Here is an 18,486-nt window from a genome sequence, read left to right on the forward strand (position 1 = left end):
TCTCCTAAACTTAATCAAAGATTTCTAAACCCATAAGAAATTATTGCTTTACAGTAGATAATTTTAAATTGTTTCTAGTCTATTCTGAAGTAACTAAAATGTTTTAAACACTTATTTTATCTATTTTGTCCTCATTATTATTTTAGAAGCCTTTGACAATCTACTGGGTTATTAGGTCTACACACTGTATACTTATACCCCTCAAATACACTATCATTCACTACAGGTAAAATACTAACTGCAAGAGCAGCGCTTCCTGGAATCTGCATTATTGCTTTCATTATAAGCATATATTCCATAACTGTAGATTTATCTATATCTCTTGTCATCTCTTCGATTTTAGAATCAAAATACATTCTCATGCCTTCAGTTTTTACATGCTTAAATAGTTTCACGCCATTATATTCTAAAGACTCAATATTTTTTATTATATCCTCCTGCATCCACACACAGTTTACTAATACCATAATAACCCTCCTCGCATATTATTTTCATCTTAATAAATTATTTTATTTTGTAAGATAATAATAGTAAATTTCACGTCTTAGTCACTTTATATAATATGTTTGTCACTAAGTAGTGATAACTATATTATATGCTTGAGTGCTTATATTTTCTAATTCAAATTTACCTAAATATAAGCTTTAACTTGTCCTTCCAATTTATTAAAGTGGAATTTTCCTAGTTTTACTAATTATTTCTTCTATTTATTCACTATATCGTGACCAAGTATTTTAAATCCTAAATTAAACTAATTAAGCTTGAGTTAGATTTTATTCTTTAAAATCTAACTCAAGCTTAATTAGTTTTTAATATTTATTAGATATAATTAATATTAAAAGGAGTGATAGTTAAAATGAAAAAATTAAATATTTGTATTGATATTGATGGAACTATAACAAACCCATATTATTGGCTTAGCTACGCAAATAAATATTTTAATTTAAATATTTCAGAAGAAGAAGTTACAAGCTATGAAATTGCAAAGGTTCTAAATGTTGAAATCTCTGATTATCTAAAATTTTATGATGAGCTTAAATTCGAAATGCACAGTGAAGAGGAACTGAGAGAAGAGGTTAAGGATATATTAGATATTCTTTATGAACAAAATTATATTCACTTTGTAACTGCTAGGGAAAAATCATTAGAGTTATTGACCAATCGTTATTTAAAGCAGCATAATATTCCATTTGATGATGTATTTGTTTTAGGTGACACAAATAAAACTCCAACAGCAATATTTTTAGATTGCGATATTTTTATAGAAGATAGTTATGATAATGCTATTCAATTATCAAAGGATGGTTTTAAAGTTTTATTAATAGATACCAATTACAATAGATTGCCATTAAATGATAATATTATAAGAGTTTATGACTGGAATGATATATTAGAAATAATAAACAAAATATCAAAAGAAAAAGAAGTTATTTAATTCTATAATCAAAAACTTCTTATCCTCATTATATGAAATTATAATTTTGTAAATTTCTTATCTTAATCTACTATCCTTAGTAAAAAAAGTTCTATATCCAAGTGTTACAAATATGACGGTAGATACTGCTGTACTCCCCAAGATAGCAAGCATAATACCTATTTGATATTTAATTGCTGTTATTGGAAAAGTTCCAGAAAGTATTTGACCTGTCATCATTCCTGGAAGTGACACAATCCCCATAGTAAGCATGTTATTCATAGTTGGCAGAATTGCTGTATCAAAAGCATTATTGACTATTTCCTTTGCTGCATCTGCAGGACTAGCTCCTAGCATTAAGGAATTTTCTATTTCAATTCTTTTATCTTCAAATGAACTGCAAAGTTTATTTGCTCCTAAAGCAATTCCTGTCATACTATTTCCAATTATCATTCCTGAAATAGGTATAAAATATTGTGGATTAAACCATGGTCTAACATTTAATACAATTACAATAAAAAAAACTGCAGTTAAAAGTGCTCCAAAAGTCATTGAAAAAGAAATTATTCTTTTTAATTCTTTTGACATTGGATATTTTACTCTATTTATTGAATTATAAATTGCAAAGGAAATCATTATTGCTATCATTATGGAAGTCAGCCACCAGCTTGGATTTTTAAATACAAACATTAAGATATAGCCCATTATTGTAAGCTGTATTGTCATTCTTGTAGAAGCAATTAATATTTGTCTTTCCCGTTTAATTCCTCTAGATTTAAATATGATAAGCATTATAAGTACAAATACATAAGCTATAGACAGCTGCAAAACTGAAAGGTTCATTACACTATTATTCATCATATGCCTCCGTAACTTTTCCATTTTCAATTCTTATTATTGAATCTGGAAACTTTTCTGCAATCTGCTCAGAATGTGTAACCATGATTAGTTCCTTGTTATTTTCTAAAACAAATTTCGAAAAGTTTTCTATTATAAACTCCTCAGTTCCTTTATCAAGTGCTGCAGAAGGTTCATCTAATAAATATGTATCTGCATCCATAAGCATTACCCTTGCAAGACATAATCGCTGCTTCTCTCCTCCTGAAAGATTTCCACATCCATCAGATAATTTTTTATTAAGTTCAACTCTTTTTAATGCTTCTTCCATTTTTATTTTTGATGCAGGAAGCTTTTGAGAAAATTCTAATCCAATTTGAAGATTATCTTCAATTGAACCGCTGTAAATAACAGGTGTCTGTCCAAGCATTACCACATTACGTCGCAATTTTACAGTGTCAATTTTAGAAATATCCTTATCATTATACTGAATTACGCCTTCTTCCGGAACGTTTAAACAGTTTAACATTTTAAGTAAAGTTGTCTTCCCACTGCCAGATGAACCAACTATGCAGGTGATAGGCTTATTAATCTTTAAGAATGAAATACCTAAAATATCTTTAAATTTTATATTTCTTATTTCAAACATAACACATTCTCACTTTCTAAAAATTTTCTTTTAATTTAGCTCTAGCTATAAATATATTTATATAATAAATATTATAAAACCCTGCAATAATTATAACAATTATTGTAGGGCCTTTCATTAAGACTATGTAAAGAAAAGAACAAATCCTAAATATGTACTCTTTTCTTAATTCCTTCTATACGCGTCATAAAATCTAGGAGTTTTTAACAAGGCCTATAGCAACACCAAGAAAACTAAATTGCTGATCTTCAATAATTATTGGATCATACTTTTCATTTTCAGGCATAAGAGTAATCTTCCCATTAATTATCTTATATGTTTTTAGTGTAGCCTCTCCTTCAATGTCAACTGCAACTATATCTTTTACATTCGGATAACTTTGGTTGCTTATTATAACATAATCACCATCATTTATGTTCTTATTTATCATAGAGTCCCCTTTTACTTTAAGCATAAAAGTACCTTTTGTGTTTTTTATCCATTCTTTTGGTAAATAGTAATTTTCATCAACCTCATCATTTATGAGTATTGGATTACCTGCTGCTATTTCATTAAATAAAGGTATACTTATTACATCCTCTACCTTTTCGTCTATTCCATTAGCTTCGATATAAATCTCATCTATGTTTCCCGAATCTTTTATAAATCTATGTGACACATTGTGCTTTAAATCTATATACTCTATAGTATCTAATACAAAAGATTTGTTAGAAGAAGTATTTTTTTTCAAATTATCATGCTTCATTTCTTTCGCAATAATTTTATTTTCATTGGATTTTTCTGCATCTGCAAAAGTTCCTTTTAAAGAAATGCTTTTACCTTTCATATCATATCCTAAACTAGCAAATGATCTTCCATTTGTAATCCATGCGTTTAATGTCATATTTGAATCAGTATTAAGTGTAAAATTTAAACTTGAATAAACTTTATCATTATAAAGTGCTTTTAAAAATTCTAACTGCACCCTAGTTAATTTTTCACAATCATCAATAACTATATGAGTATACTTTTTAGTTTGTATTCCTTTTGCACTTTCTAAAGCCAATAGAGCCATATCCTGTAAGTCTACTTTGTTTAACATTCCCAATTTTTTGTTATACTCATCCAAAACTTCATATATAGCTTGTCTTTGCTTAGAATTCTTTCTTAAAATTCTAGCGTCATTATTTAATCTGTTAATTCGGCCAATTCTATTTGCAGTCTGATAATCATTAATATTTAAATAAGAACATGACTTAATCCAAGCAATTTCTTCTTTTACAAATTCAATATTTTCATAATCCAATAAATCAAATTTGTTTTTTTCATATTTCTTTTTGATAATTTCCATGGAATCTTTTAATTGTTTCTCACATTCCTCAGCAGATGCCATGATAATTTCGATATTATTATCCTTTTTATATTTATTAAAATAATATATTATTAATGATTCAATAGTCCTAATTTCCAATTTATCACTATTATCTTCATCAAAAAAACTATTTTGATGATATTTTTCACTTTCAATATTATCGTAAATATATGAAATATGCCTCAAGTGCTGCTCATCATAAGCTGCTATTAATATTTTATCATTCTTCTCTATGCAATAATGATTAAGAAGCATTGGGATCTTATTTATAATTATAGTAGTTTTTCCTGTCAGCTTTTCACCTTTTATTAATAGATGCCCGTGAGGCTTATAATTGATTATTTTTTTCTGTTCTTTATTAAACTCCATTTTCATCACACCTCATCCTTAGCATTACACATAAATTTGTTGTATTAATCATTTAAATTATACCTGTAATTATACTATATTGTTTTAACAACTGTAAAGCTATAGTAAAGTATTCTAATTAGAATTTTCTATTATTTTGATGAAAACGCAAACGTTGTTTTGATTCTATAACAAGGGTATAATTAACAAAGTGATACAAGCCAATGAATAAGCAAATAATTAATATACTAGGAAGGAAAATAAGATGAAAACTAAAATGATTTTTTTTGATATTGATGGAACACTACTTAATGAAAAAACTTATATGGTACCCGAAAGTGCAAAAATAGCAATAAAAAAGGCTCAAGAAAATGGACATCTTGCCTTTATAAATACTGGAAGACCAATTTTAGGAATTGACGATTGTATTAAAGAATTAAATTTTGATGGTTATATATGCGGATGTGGAACCTACATAGAATTTAAAGGGAAAGAATTATTTCGCAAAAGCCTTGGAAGAAAGATTTCAACAGAAATTGTTAACAAATTAAGGGAATGTAAAATTGATGCCATCCTTGAAGGAAAACAAGGTGTGTATTATGATAATGATCTTAATATAAATTCTTCTGAAGTCTTAAGAATTAAGAAACGTCACATAAATGTAGGTTTATATACAGGACAAAGTTTTGATGATATAGATATTGATTTTGATAAAGTTGTAATTTGGCTAAATACAAATAGTAATTTTGCTGAATTCAAAAAATGTTATGAAAGGACTTTCGAGTTTATACATCGTGGTAAAGATTTTTATGAATTAGTTCCTTTAGAATATTCAAAGGCATCAGGAATTAAATATTTAATGGATCACTTAGATATTCCTCATCAAAACACTTATGCCATCGGTGATAGCACAAATGATTTATCTATGCTTAAATATGCAAAAAACAGTATTGCAATGGGAAATAGTAATCCTCTTCTTTTTGATCTAGTCTCATTTGTAACATCAGATATAGAAAAAGATGGAGTAGCTAATGCACTAAAACATTATAATATCATATAATAAACATACATATACGAACAGCTTGTTAGATTTTGCAAATTCAAATTAAACAAGCATAAGCAAAAGTATTATAAACTGCTTATGCTTATGCTTGTTTAATTTAAATCAAATTTTATTCATTAGATTCGTAATTAGTAATTTCCTTTATTGTATTATCATCATTCATAAATACAACAGCTGGCTTAAATTTTTTCGCTTCCTCTTCATTCATCTGAGCATAAGCAATAATTATGACTTTATCACCCGTTTGTACTAATCTTGCTGCTGCCCCATTTAGGCAAATAACACCCGAATCTCTCTTCCCTGGGATTACATATGTTTCAAATCTCTCTCCATTGTTTATATCAACTATCTGAACTTTCTCATTTTCAATTATATTTGAAGCCTCCATAAGTGTTTTATCTATAGTTATGCTTCCCATATAATTTAACTCAGCTTGAGTTACCGTAGCTCTGTGTATTTTCCCTTTTAACATTGTAAGTATCATCAAAAAGTTCCTCCTAAGATTCTTATTATAGTTTAAATGTAAAATTATCTATTAATCTTGTTTTACCTATATAAACAGCAATTGGAATCAAAATGCTTTTTTCTATTTTTTGAACATTTTCTAATGATTCACTGTCCACTATTTCAACATAATCAATTTTTGCTAGTGATTCTTTATTAATTTCTTCTCTGATAATTTCTTTAATAGCATTAGCATTTCTTTCGCCATGATTTAATGCTTCTTTAGCTAGCCTTAAGCTTCTGTTTAACACTAAAGCAGCTTTTCTTTCCTCATCTGATAAATAAGTGTTTCTAGAACTTTTAGCTAGTCCATCTTCTTCACGAATTATTGGACACGCTACGATTTCTACATCTATATTTAAATCTCTAACCATTCTTTTTATTACAGCTACCTGCTGAGCGTCCTTTTCTCCAAAGTAAGCTTTATCAGGAGTAACTATGTTAAAAAACTTAGAAACAACTAAGCAGACTCCATCAAAATGTCCTGGTCTTTTAGCTCCACATAGAACACTTGTAAGATTTGAAACATTAACACTAGTTGATTTATTATCATAATACATTTCACTTGGCTCAGGATTGAAAACTATAGCTGCACCTGCATTTATACAGATTTCCATATCCCTGTTTATATCTCTAGGATAACTATCATAATCTTCATTTGGTCCAAATTGTGTTGGATTAACAAAAACACTTACAACAACTTTATCATTTTCTTCTACTGCTCTTTTAATCAAACTCTCATGACCTTCATGTAAAGCCCCCATTGTTGGAACATATCCAATTGAAAGTCCTTCTCTTTTCCATGCTTTGATTAAACTTCTAAGTTCACGTATCTCTTTAACTAACATCGCTTCTACTCCCTTTTATTAAATTAATATAATTTCTTTAATTCGGTTTCATCAATTTTAAAGGTGTGTTTTTCTTCAGGGAAAGTACCGTCTTGAACTTCTTTTACATAAGAACCTATAGCTTCTCTCATGCTCTGTCCAATGTTTGCATATTGTTTAACAAACTTCGGTACAAAATCATTAAACATTCCAAGCATGTCTTGGTACACCAAGATTTGTCCATCGCAGTATTTACCTGCACCAATTCCTATTGTTGGTATTGAAACTGCTTTTGTAATAAGCTCTGCTACCTTTTCAGGTATCCCCTCAAGAACTATAGAAAATGCACCTGCCTTTTCTATGAGAACTGCATCTTCAATAAGCTTTTTAGCTCCTGACTCATCTTTACCTTGAACTTTAAATCCTCCGAAAGCATTTATAGATTGAGGTGTTAATCCTAGGTGCCCCATTACTGGAATTTGCGCATTTACAATAGCTTTAATTTGTTCTATAACATTAGCTCCGCCTTCAAGCTTTACTGCATTAGCTCTGCCTTCTTTAATTAATCTTCCTGCATTTAAAACAGCTTGTTCAACTGAAACATGATAAGATAGAAATGGCATATCACTTACTATAAGTGCATTCTTAGCTCCTTTTTTGACTGCTTTTGTATGATAAATAATTTCATCTATAGTAACTCCTAATGTATCCTCTTCTCCTTTAATCACCATACCAAGAGAATCTCCAATTAAAATTCCATTAACATTACTTTCATCAATAATTTTAGCCATTGAATAATCATATGCTGTAAGCATACTTATTTTTTCCCCATGAGTCTTAGCATTTTTAAAAGTAGATACTGTATTTTTCACTATTCTATTCCTCCTAAAACTTTATAGATCTCTAAATGTTTTTTTGAATTTTCTAACAAACTTTTGAGTATACTTTCATTATTTGTAAATGCTATCGTATTTCCCTGTTCTTTTTCTTCAATCCTCAATCCTTCAGAATTTTTCAATGCAACAAGCTTTAATAAGTTTAAAGATAATAAATTATAAATATCCTTATCCTCATCATTTATAACCGAAAGATGCTTTTCTATAGTATTAATGTCACCTCTTAAAACTGGACCTGTTAAAGAATTCACAAATCCACTTGAAAAAATGTTCTCAATATTTCCGTTTATAAGAGGTTTTACAGCTTTTAAAGCTTCTTCTTCACTTAATCCGAGAATTTTAAAATAACTAATTCCTATTTCTAATAAAGATAATGTAAGATTAGAAATAAATACGTTAGCTAAATGATAAATAGACGAAGTTTTTTCGTCCCGTTCAAAAAAGTTATTTCCTATAACTTCAAATAACTTTAAAACCATTGAATCGTCAAAAATATCACCTTCAATAGAAAAATAAATCTTTTCAAGTTCATTTAAATTCATGTTCTTGTTTGAAAACGCAAATATTGGATGTATAGAATAGATAAATGCACCAGAATGTTTGGCATTACATAATACATTTGATTTAAGTGATCCACTTGTGTGGCAAATTGATTTGCTGTTTAGATCAAATTTTGATAATTCACTATCTATAATTGAAATGATGTCATCAGGCGTTGTAATAAATAATATATCGCTTTCCTTGATAATCTCTTGAATGTTTTTATAAAATTTAGATTTAGTAACATTAGCTGCATTCATGGTATTTTCTATATCCCTTCCATAAAAACCGCTTAAATCTATCCCCTTATGGGTAAAGTAACGTCCTAAATTTACGCCTACCTTCCCAGGCCCAATAAATCCAATTCTTATAGTATCACCTCCATAAATGTGATACAACATCCTAATTCAATCTCATTCATATAGATATGAGTCGTATTATAAATTTTAATGCAAAAAATCTGGTATAGCTCTATAAGATACTACCCAGTGATATTTTATCACTTAAATTTAAATTTAACAACTAATATATTTTGTTTTATTTATGATGCTATATTAAACAAAAAAAGAACTAGGAATTCTATAATTATAATCCTAATTCTTTTATCATACTTTTTAATTTAATCCTATGCTATATGGTTTTACAAATCTAAAATATGATACTTTACTTAAAAAGCTCTTTAAATAAAAATAACCTAACATTGTCCCCATTGTTAAGAGGCGTGTTAGGTCTTTAGTTGTACTATTTTACAATCATTTGTCATTGAAAATGAATCAAACCTTAGATTTAAAATATCATATCTTTACATAGTGTATTTTAAACTAATATAGCATATATTGGTGCCGTTCAGAAGATAGGTTGAATTTCTACTTCTCCATGACATTTCTTAAATTATTTGATATTATTATTTTTGCTTTAATTTTTAAGATCCAGCTATCAATTATATGAATAGTAGGAATTTGAATTTTATTAATGCTTGTTCACATCATCAATAGCAATTGAGAACTCTACAAATTGGAATTTGCCGGGCTTTGTATTTAATCAAAGTATTACCAAAATCGGATACTATAAATCATCATATTTTCCACCAAAAACTGCACCGTTCATTTTTGAATAAGACTTCTCATGCAATAGTGCTTCTTGATGGTATTTGGTATTAGTGTAATTTTTATAATAGTATTCTTTTAGTAATTTTAGGTCATTTCTATACTTTTCCACTTCCATAGCACACACTCTGGTCCATAAAAGCCTGTCTATTGATACGATTAAAATATTTTCTTCCTCAATGGCATCTTTTTTAAAAAAATTATAATCAAGGTGTGCAATACTTCTCCATATCTCAAATTTTCCAATTACCATTCCCAAATCTCCATATAAATCTTTTCTCTCATTAGGATATTTTTGTGCAAGTGCTTGATAATCCTCATCCGTTATTATAAGGTCAATATCTGCACCAGCTTTTCGCATATCATAATACTCCATAGCCATTCCACCAATTAGAATTGGCTTCTCTATAAATGATAAATTACTGGATTTCAACATTTCTGTAACATGATTAACAACATTTTTCATTACAATCTCTCCTACAAATTACAATTTTTCTTTCAATTAATCCTAACAACATATTTTCAAATATCATACTGATCAATTCTCAAAGAACAAGTTTTATTTGCAGCCCCCAATCCCAGCTTCGTATTATTAGCCTAATGCGAATTCTTGCCACATGTCCACTTATAAACGTAATGAGCACTATATGTACCCTAATCTACTATCAGCTTGGAATGTGTATAGCTATATGATAAAGTTCTGTTATAGTATCATTACGGTTTAGTTCTGCTACCGCTAATTTTAGTTCAGAATATTGTTTGTCTTGCCACACAGTAAATTTGGTCAATTCAAATGGATAATTGTAAAACTTGGTATATAGTATATATTTATCCCAAAATTTCAAAAAGTCTTTTATCTTCACATATGAAATAATAAAGTTGCAAGAATTGCCTAAAGTATCATATTTGTATATCTTATCAATATGTTCTGAAATATACGTTTCGTTTACACTTGATAATTTTAGAGCCTCTATTATTGAATATGGAAATTTTTCTATTTTTACTAGCAGGTCAACTTCTCCTGATTGTTTGTCTCCAGAAGATGATCCTTGCCTTGTTTGATCTCTTAAGTCATATCCCATAGCTGTGAGTAAGTCTCTAATAAAATCATTCATATTATCTTCAGGAGCTTCTTTATACGAATGATTTGATTGCAATCTTTCACAGCAAAATAATAAATCTTTCAATAAACTTTCCTCAGAAAGATTATTTTTAATTAATTTTACAGGCTTATAATTTACTTCATCGAATTGCTCTTGTAAATCCTTAGGCATCAAATCGCGATATTCATTCAAATCTACATCTTCAAAAAACATTTTATATAATTTTCTATTCCTTAAGTATATTGTTACTAATCGTTCTAAATTCTCTGGCAAAAAATCGTGATCTGCAAAAAGAATATAATAATATTCATCAAAATTAGTAATTGCATTTAGTACGTAGTTATCTCCATCTTCTAATGCATATTCAATTTGAATTTTAGCTACTAATCTGTCATCAAGTTTATTAGGTAGTAGTTCAACCAAACTGTCATTACAATCATTCCACCATTGTAGTATTACATAGAGTAAATATTCATATTTAGGCTTAATCCACTCTCTAATTACATCTGAACGAATAATATCATACAAATCACAAACCATTTCACTCCATGTATTATTATTAATTCTTAAATTATTATATGGCAAAAAGTCCTCTGGAGTAAATCCATTATTATCTTCTAAAAAATCTAGTAAAACTCTAATAATACTCTCTACATTACTATTTACATACTTTGTTATTTTTCTATCCAAATCTGTCATTTGATCCATATTAAATATATCTAACTGTATCAAATAATCACTCCCCTTCAATTATATCTATAATAACTCATTTATAAACTTCCCATTATAGACATTATATGAACCTCAAATCCATATTCATTTTTCGCTTTAAAAAATAATAAGGATAGATTATCTAATTTATAAAAAGATAATCTACCCTTATTATACTACAGAAATTTATAACTTTACCTATATTTATCCAGTATTTTTCTATTAATTTCTATAAATTAGCAAATCACATATGATAGCAAATAATTCATTTCATTAAGCCTTAGCTTTCTAAGTAAGAGAATGACATATAGTCGTTACATCCTAATCAATAAAAGACATTCCTTTTTCTATTAGCAGCCTTCCTATTTCAAAAATAGCAGCGAACTCAACATTAGTAACTTTGGCTATAACTTTATTGTCTTCGGTCCTAATAAAGTTTTCTCCATCACAGTATACATATTTATATACCTCACTAATATCATAATAATATTCTGGCTCCAATTCGCCACCTTGTACTATCCCCATAGTAATAGAGTGATTTCCTCCATTAACCCAAGCTATTCCCAATTACTCATTTTCCACATCTCCCTTAAGTGAAATTCCAAAATATGATTTTGTGTGAATCAGTTAAGCAGACATCCAAATCTATGATTTGATGATGATCGCTTACTTTGTGAGTATCCAGTGAACGAATGTGAGTCGGATTTCCTTTTATATTCTTAAGTTCTTTTATTCTAAAATTCTAAAAAATATATATTCCTAAATTCTTTAGAATTTTAGAATCTCTAATAAATAACCATATATCTTTTACGAAGATATATAAAAATACTGCTAAGGAGGGTATATAATTTATGGCTAGAAGAAAAACATCAAAGGTTCCTAAAAATGATTTTAAATATGATGAGGGTGAAGTATATGGATTTACTAGCGAAAACCCTATAGCTGGTGACTGCATATCTTCCTTCTCCTTTGATGATGATTTTGATACTATTCAAACTAATTCCGAATGTAAATCTAATAATACTGTTATTCAAGAAGGTCCTAAAACTAACATTGAAATTAATACTGCTTCAACTAGCAAAGGCAATACCCAAAGTAATATAACTAAATCTATAGAAATAAACAATACTTTAAGTTCTACAGAAAATATATTTAACAATAGAAGAACTCCTATTCCTAATGGTGCTGCTCCTGCCATTGATGGGGAAACTCCGAATATTAAAAGAAGCTACACCCTTAGAAGTTCTACCATAAGAAAAATAAATGAATTAAAGAGTATACATCCAGATATTAATGTATGTATCAGTACCATAGTTGATATTGCCATAGATTATTATCATAACCATATTGTAAATGAAAGTGGCACTCAGTAATTTAATTTATTTTAATTTCAAATAATTATTTGTTCTCTAACATGAGCTAATATATTTTATTTCATATATCCCTTATAGGAGGTGATAGATTTATGGAAGTAAATGAATTAATTAACCTTATTGTTAATAATGGTTTTCCTGTGGCTGTATCTGCATATTTACTAATACGCTTAGAGAAACAAATTGTTAGCTTATCAAGTTCAATTAATAAGGTAAATACCATAATATCAGCTAAACTTGGAGTAGCTATAGATACAGAGAGTTCTACTGATGATTCTCATAAAGTGGCATGAGTAAAAAGGCGATAAACATTTTGAAGTGTTTATCGCCTTTAAACTTGTTTATATTTTAATGAAAAACTAAGTAGTTCAATTCAAATTATAAAGTGATACACTGATACAAAACTTACGAAAATTGTGAATTTCTGATTATATAGAAAATAAGATACCTAATAGAACATTTCTATAAATTTTTCACCATATGGAACGTAATTCTTTTTGTAATCATGAATTACTTTTTCTTTATTATATTTCAATTGTTTATAAGTAATATTAACAAGTCCATCATCTATTTCCGCTATAACAAACTTTGCTATACCATCTTTACCGCAGCCAAGTGAACCTGGATTTAATATAGGTTTCCAATTCCAATGTACAGCATATAACGGAAAATGGGTATGTCCAATCAAAACATAGTCTACATCCACATTATAATCTGCAACAAATTCCTCAAGAGTTTTCTTTTTATACAGAAGAGGAAACTCTATAACACTATTCATTCTTGTATGCACCATAAGAAATTTTTTATTTTCAATTTCAACAATTCTTTGAAGTGGCACTTGTTTTAATCTTTCCATTCTCTCATTTCCTAATCGATTAATTACCCAATCTCTATGTTCAGATTCCTTTTCGTAACGTTTCTTGATTTCCTTATCAAAAAACATATACTCTCCATTACCCATAACATTTATAAATCTGTCGTCATTCATAATAATATCGTAAACTTCTAATGGATTTGGCCCTATTTGAATAAAATCACCCATATTTAAAATTTTAGAGACTTTGCATTCATTATTAATGTAATTCATAAATACTTCTAATGCGTGGATATTTGAATGAATATCCGAAACCAATGCTATCCTTTCCATATATAAACCTCATTCTACCTTAATGTAATATAATTATTCTTTTCTATAACACTAAAGTTCTTTGCTACTTCGTGTTATTCTACAGTCTTGCAAGAAAAATAAATATTTTGAAATAACTATAATAATTTTTTCTCTAAAATAAAGCGTGTTGGCCAAAATTCATATAAACTAATGGACTCTATTTTTCCAGAAAAACCTTTAAAACTGTCTGCTACAAAAGGTAATGCTTTTAAAATAGTTTTATGATCATCTATTAGCATCGTTGTATGGGCTGTCCATCCAAATCCATCAGCAAAATCATGATTAAAATATTGTTGTAAATTTAATAATTCATGATTTACAGAAGGTGATATAAACAAAACATCCAGTCCAAAGAGTCCAATATTGCTCAATTTAATTTCAAATTTATGAAACTTTTCTGATACCATTTTTACTTTTTCTTTTATCAATACTTCTTGTGATATTTCAAAACTCCCAAGAGTGATATGATTCGGCAAGTTAGGTGTCTGCTTCCCGACAAACCCTTTTTCCTTTAATAAATTTTGAATTTCTTTCAACTTTTGTTCTGTTTCCATATCATATTGTGCCATGACACAAAGAAATTTATCTTTCATAATTTTAGACCTCCTGTTAAGAATTAATCGTTCTTTGATTATAATCTTTGATACACAATTTGTTATGTACTATTACGTTTTAATTTACAATTACTTCGTTTAATACTTATCTTGAAAGTAGAAGTACAATTTCATTTTTAATCTTTTCTTTCAATTCTTCTCTCTGCTCCTCATTCGGTCTTGTAGATTCATCAAACAATTCCTCATTTGACAATTGATATACCGAACTAACTATAGGAGTATCACCTTTTACTCTTGGATATAGATGCCAATGAATATGAGGACATCCATTTCCAAGTAGTTCATAGTTCATCTTATCAGGCTTAAATATATTAGAAACAGCCTCTGCTACTATAGACATTTCTTCAAGATGTTTTATTTTAAAAGAATGTTCTAAGTTGTGTAATTCAGGACCATGCTCTTTACAATTGAAAACAGTATAGCCCTTGAACCTCTGAAACCATCCTAAAATTACATATCCTGTTTCAAGTTCCATAATAAAATATGGGTCATCTTTAATATTTTTTTGCTTGTCACACATTTTACAACTCATTCCATTACCTCCAACATAAAATATTAATTATCTTCAGTTCGCACTTATTTACTACTCTGTATTAATTATAGCATATTTTGTAAAAATCATATTATTCAATTTTCAAAGAACTTTTTTCAAGTAATTTTTTTCATAAACATTTACCCTATTAAATAAATATCTTAATAAAGAGTAACGCCATTTCCCCTTTTGATGCGTTACTCTTTATTACATTTTGCATGAATCTTAAACTGCTTCGTGATTAGTATGACGCACTAAAAAATATCACACTGAACAATGTGATATTTAAATCTGCTATTTATTTTTCTTTTACATAAATATAAAAGAAATTGTGTATTGTAAATATAAATCTATGTTTAAATAACTCAAGTTTAACCATCCGATTTCTAATTAATGTTTACCTTAACTATAATAAAAAATTGCATTATATAATGTTAAAACTTGGCATATTCTAAAACTTAATACTATTATTTTCGTAAATTTAACGCATTGATTTTGGGTCAAGTTAAATGCCTTAAATAAATTCTCCTTAGCCTTTAAAAATAAAAAATAAACTAAAATCAAGGAAAAACCTATTCCAAATACCAATACACAAATATGAGGTATACCATAAGTTACAATATTTGCAACATCGCCCCGTAAGAATATATTACGGAGTATAAAATAATTAAAGAATTCATTTACATTCCAAAATAAAAACAAGTATAAAACATAACATAAAAACTTGTTGAGATTTCTGTAAAAGAATATCAACAATATTATTATACTTACAGCAAAAATAAAATTTACAATCAAACCTGCTGCTGATATTAATATTGCTTTATATTGTATTAATTTTGACACCTTATCATAATCGACATTTTCACTTATTCCAAACATAAAAATTTTTGTACTATAATGAAGATCAAATGGATTGTTTTTAATATCAAAAAAATATGCAACTATTGAATGACCTAATTCATGTGACAAAGTCGTTAAGCAGGAAGTTATATACACAAGTATATATGGAATTATATCTATAATAATCATTTTAAATCTTTTCATTTTACTCCTTCTAAACTTATTACTTTATTTATTAAAAATACCATTATAAATAAAGTATAGCATATTTTGTAAATATCACATTATTAATTTATCAAAGAACTATTTTTTATTTACTACGTCAAATCTACAGTTTGTCCAATATTAGAATTGCGCAGAAAAAAATCGCAAATTCAATCTATTGAATAATACGATTTTACAATTTGCTATTTATTTTTATTGATTCATAACTTAAGAAAATAGCGAACTAACGACTATTCTTATGTCATATATTTTTATTCTTTTGAAATAATATGTTCAATGCCATTTATGCCTCTTGATAATTTAGTTTTAAAAAATTCTGGATACAAGTGATATCTGTCTAAATCCTCAATAGGCAACCAATGTAAATGTTCTTTTGCGCCTTGATCTCCAAAGCTTTTACAAACAAAATCCATGCTAGCAGATACTTTCATTAAATAAAAAAAGGCAATTTCATGATAATTTTCCTTTGTTATTTCTTCATTGAAAAAATGTTCATGAATAAAGGCTAATCTGTCAATTTCAAGTTCCATTCCTGTCTCTTCAAACGTCTCACGAATAACAGCTTCTTCAGATGTTTCATTTAACTTTACTCTTCCACCTACTGAATAATAATAAGGAGCACTATCATTTTTAACCATAAGTAATTTATTGTCTCTAATAATAATTGCCCCAACTCTATAATTGAATTTCCCGCTATTAGTTTTAAATGTTAAATCCTGATCTTCCATGGACATCCTCCCCTCTATTAGATAAAATGCTCTTCTTCGTCACTATCTACTATTCTGTATTAATTATAGCATATTTTGTAAAAATCGCATTATTCAATCTTAATATGCTCCCTTTACATTTTAAACCTTATTTTGCTTTTGGCTCTGTTAAAAATTAATTACCATTCCAATGATAGATTAGTTGTACAACGCCAGAAGAGAATGTTCTGGTATTAACCATTTTTAAATTCAATCTCTTTTTTATATCACTAAACAACGGTTTTCCTTCTCCCAAAATAACAGGGTGAATAGATAATCTAAATTCATCAACAAGCCCTAAATTTATAAAGGTCGTAATGAGACTTGCTCCTCCATATAGCCAAATGTCTTTACCAGGCTTATTCTTCAATTTATTTACTTCTTCAAGAATATTTTCATTTATAAATATTGCTTGATTATTAGTATCTATTTGTGTTCTGGAAAACACATATTTCTCTTTACTATGAATCAATTTCCAAACTTCTTTTTCATCATCAGAATCTTCATCTTGTGGAATATATTGTCCCCATAAATCGTAACTTTTTCTACCATATAAAATAGTATCAATTTCATTTAAGAAATTAGTAAACCCCATATCAGTATCCATAATGCACCAATCAACTTCTCCATTTTTCCCTTCAATAAAGCCATCTAAAGTAGTTGCTAAATCTAAAACTATTCTTCTCTGTTTTACGTTGCTTGACATAACTTTTCCTCCTTCTTATATTATTCCTTGAACAACTTTAATTGTGACACAACAATTTACTATCAAGAAATATTTTATAAAAACCACCTTAAATTCATTTCTTGAATTTTTAACTATTCAATATCATTTTATATACTTATTATTATATTACAACTGCATTTATTTATAAGTTCTTCATATTATTGCATCAATATTATTATGTAACAAATTAAAATAATACAAGGAGTTAAAATGGACAGAACAACGTTTTTATGTAATTTTCCATAAAATTTCAATCAGATTAATATTTATACACCTCCCTTGGAGATATATGAAATTTTACCATATATACTATATGTAGAGATATTTTTATATTTTATACTACATATAGTAGTAAAATAATTTCATATAATAATCATAGGGAGGTCTGTATGGATTTTAATTACATTGAAGAATTAGTTTATAAATGTAAAAATGGAGATATGTTATCAAAAGATAAATTAGCTGAAGAATTTAGGCCTTTAATCTTAAATATTTCTAAAAAAACTTTTATTGATGGTTATGACATACATGATCTTCACAATGAATGTTACAAATCATTATTCAAATGTGTTTCCATGTACAATTTAGAAAAACATATATTTGTTGCCTATGCCACTAATGCAATTAAAAATAATATGAATGATCTTATAAAACGAATTAAAACTAGACGCTCCACTGAAGGATATGATGCTTTAAGTCTCCTTGATGATTTTGAAAAAGATTTGCCTTCTCAGGATATCAGCTTAGAAGATTTATTTTGTGAGGAATGTGATTATACGGATTTAAGACTAGCCCTTAATAATTTAAACGATGATGAAAAGGAACTTATAGATTTTATTTTCTTTAAAAACAATACCGTTCAAAAATATGCTCACTTTAAAAATATGTGCTACTCTACAGCTACTCGAAAAA

The 18,486-nt window shown here is 27.9% G+C and carries 22 protein-coding genes; 5 read left to right on the plus strand and 17 right to left on the minus strand.

What is annotated here, in order from left to right; translation table 11 throughout:
• Positions 1-137 precede the first annotated feature (137 nt).
• Entirely contained in the window at positions 138-467 is a 330-nt protein-coding gene (locus CLOBL_RS03745; protein WP_077857787.1) for a hypothetical protein, read from the minus strand.
• A 389-nt stretch (positions 468-856) separates the two neighbouring features.
• Between CLOBL_RS03745 and CLOBL_RS03750 the strand changes: the two genes are divergently transcribed.
• The gene (locus tag CLOBL_RS03750; RefSeq protein WP_077857788.1) at positions 857-1,435 is read left to right on the plus strand and encodes a hypothetical protein; all 579 of its coding nucleotides are present in this window, start codon (positions 857-859) and stop codon (positions 1,433-1,435) included.
• Between the two features lie 57 nt (positions 1,436-1,492).
• Here CLOBL_RS03750 and fetB read toward each other — a convergent pair whose 3' ends face one another.
• From fetB to CLOBL_RS03765, 3 genes are all read right to left on the minus strand, one after another.
• Positions 1,493-2,272 carry an iron export ABC transporter permease subunit FetB gene (gene fetB, locus CLOBL_RS03755; RefSeq protein ID WP_009170655.1) on the minus strand — a complete coding sequence of 260 codons (780 nt, stop codon included), beginning with the start codon at positions 2,270-2,272 and terminating at the stop codon, positions 1,493-1,495.
• Positions 2,265-2,900, minus strand: coding sequence for an ATP-binding cassette domain-containing protein (locus CLOBL_RS03760; RefSeq protein ID WP_077857789.1), 636 nt, complete (start codon positions 2,898-2,900; stop codon positions 2,265-2,267). Before CLOBL_RS03760 ends, fetB begins: the two co-directional genes overlap by 8 nt.
• A gap of 193 nt (positions 2,901-3,093) precedes the next feature.
• On the minus strand, positions 3,094-4,620 hold the full coding sequence (locus CLOBL_RS03765; protein WP_077857807.1) for a LexA family transcriptional regulator: 1,527 nt from the start codon (positions 4,618-4,620) through the stop codon (positions 3,094-3,096).
• A gap of 244 nt (positions 4,621-4,864) precedes the next feature.
• On the opposite strand from CLOBL_RS03765, the gene CLOBL_RS03770 reads away from it, so the two are divergent.
• Positions 4,865-5,659: an HAD family hydrolase gene (locus CLOBL_RS03770; RefSeq protein WP_077857790.1), complete on the plus strand. Its 795-nt coding sequence runs from the start codon at positions 4,865-4,867 to the stop codon at positions 5,657-5,659.
• A gap of 112 nt (positions 5,660-5,771) precedes the next feature.
• Here the strand turns inward: CLOBL_RS03770 and panD are convergent, their stop codons facing one another.
• The 7 genes from panD to CLOBL_RS03805 all read right to left on the minus strand — a co-directional run bounded on the left by panD (position 5,772) and on the right by CLOBL_RS03805 (position 11,916).
• Entirely contained in the window at positions 5,772-6,146 is a 375-nt protein-coding gene (gene panD / locus CLOBL_RS03775; protein ID WP_009170649.1) for an aspartate 1-decarboxylase, read from the minus strand.
• Between the two features lie 25 nt (positions 6,147-6,171).
• A complete protein-coding gene (gene panC, locus CLOBL_RS03780; protein ID WP_077857791.1) occupies positions 6,172-7,014 on the minus strand; it encodes a pantoate--beta-alanine ligase in 843 nt (280 codons plus the stop codon).
• 23 nt (positions 7,015-7,037) lie between these two features.
• Complete coding sequence (gene panB, locus CLOBL_RS03785; protein ID WP_077857792.1) at positions 7,038-7,865, minus strand: 3-methyl-2-oxobutanoate hydroxymethyltransferase; 828 nt, start codon at positions 7,863-7,865, stop codon at positions 7,038-7,040.
• A complete protein-coding gene (locus CLOBL_RS03790; RefSeq protein ID WP_077857793.1) occupies positions 7,865-8,830 on the minus strand; it encodes a Rossmann-like and DUF2520 domain-containing protein in 966 nt (321 codons plus the stop codon). Before CLOBL_RS03790 ends, panB begins: the two co-directional genes overlap by 1 nt.
• Before the next feature lie 664 nt (positions 8,831-9,494).
• Positions 9,495-10,001 carry a hypothetical protein gene (locus CLOBL_RS03795; RefSeq protein WP_077857794.1) on the minus strand — a complete coding sequence of 169 codons (507 nt, stop codon included), beginning with the start codon at positions 9,999-10,001 and terminating at the stop codon, positions 9,495-9,497.
• Positions 10,002-10,200: 199 nt separating this feature from the next.
• Positions 10,201-11,370 (minus strand): hypothetical protein, encoded by a 1,170-nt coding sequence (locus CLOBL_RS03800; RefSeq protein WP_077857795.1) that lies wholly within the window; start codon positions 11,368-11,370, stop codon positions 10,201-10,203.
• Between the two features lie 300 nt (positions 11,371-11,670).
• Positions 11,671-11,916, minus strand: a complete 246-nt coding sequence (locus tag CLOBL_RS03805; protein WP_077857796.1) for a DUF6710 family protein — start codon at positions 11,914-11,916, stop codon at positions 11,671-11,673.
• A gap of 284 nt (positions 11,917-12,200) precedes the next feature.
• On the opposite strand from CLOBL_RS03805, the gene CLOBL_RS03810 reads away from it, so the two are divergent.
• Together CLOBL_RS03810 and CLOBL_RS03815 are read left to right on the plus strand one after the other, a co-directional pair.
• Positions 12,201-12,722 carry a hypothetical protein gene (locus tag CLOBL_RS03810; RefSeq protein WP_077857797.1) on the plus strand — a complete coding sequence of 174 codons (522 nt, stop codon included), beginning with the start codon at positions 12,201-12,203 and terminating at the stop codon, positions 12,720-12,722.
• Between the two features lie 92 nt (positions 12,723-12,814).
• Positions 12,815-13,015 (plus strand): YvrJ family protein, encoded by a 201-nt coding sequence (locus CLOBL_RS03815; protein WP_077857798.1) that lies wholly within the window; start codon positions 12,815-12,817, stop codon positions 13,013-13,015.
• Between the two features lie 155 nt (positions 13,016-13,170).
• Here the strand turns inward: CLOBL_RS03815 and CLOBL_RS03820 are convergent, their stop codons facing one another.
• The 6 genes from CLOBL_RS03820 to CLOBL_RS03845 form a co-directional block, all read right to left on the minus strand.
• The gene (locus CLOBL_RS03820) at positions 13,171-13,869 is read right to left on the minus strand and encodes a metallophosphoesterase family protein (RefSeq protein WP_009170641.1); all 699 of its coding nucleotides are present in this window, start codon (positions 13,867-13,869) and stop codon (positions 13,171-13,173) included.
• Positions 13,870-13,985: 116 nt separating this feature from the next.
• Positions 13,986-14,483 (minus strand): 2'-5' RNA ligase, encoded by a 498-nt coding sequence (locus tag CLOBL_RS03825; RefSeq protein ID WP_077857799.1) that lies wholly within the window; start codon positions 14,481-14,483, stop codon positions 13,986-13,988.
• 106 nt (positions 14,484-14,589) lie between these two features.
• Complete coding sequence (locus CLOBL_RS03830) at positions 14,590-15,036, minus strand: HIT family protein (RefSeq protein ID WP_077857800.1); 447 nt, start codon at positions 15,034-15,036, stop codon at positions 14,590-14,592.
• A gap of 402 nt (positions 15,037-15,438) precedes the next feature.
• Complete coding sequence (locus CLOBL_RS03835) at positions 15,439-16,080, minus strand: site-2 protease family protein (RefSeq protein ID WP_077857801.1); 642 nt, start codon at positions 16,078-16,080, stop codon at positions 15,439-15,441.
• Positions 16,081-16,352: 272 nt separating this feature from the next.
• On the minus strand, positions 16,353-16,829 hold the full coding sequence (locus CLOBL_RS03840; RefSeq protein WP_077857802.1) for an NUDIX hydrolase: 477 nt from the start codon (positions 16,827-16,829) through the stop codon (positions 16,353-16,355).
• A 154-nt stretch (positions 16,830-16,983) separates the two neighbouring features.
• The gene (locus CLOBL_RS03845) at positions 16,984-17,553 is read right to left on the minus strand and encodes a dihydrofolate reductase family protein (protein ID WP_077857803.1); all 570 of its coding nucleotides are present in this window, start codon (positions 17,551-17,553) and stop codon (positions 16,984-16,986) included.
• 410 nt (positions 17,554-17,963) lie between these two features.
• Between CLOBL_RS03845 and CLOBL_RS03850 the strand changes: the two genes are divergently transcribed.
• A partial coding sequence (locus CLOBL_RS03850) for a sigma-70 family RNA polymerase sigma factor (RefSeq protein ID WP_077857804.1) occupies positions 17,964-18,486 on the plus strand: 523 nt, incomplete at its 3' end.

The organism is Clostridium sp. BL-8 (assembly GCF_002006495.1).
Lineage (GTDB): Bacteria > Bacillota > Clostridia > Clostridiales > Clostridiaceae > Clostridium.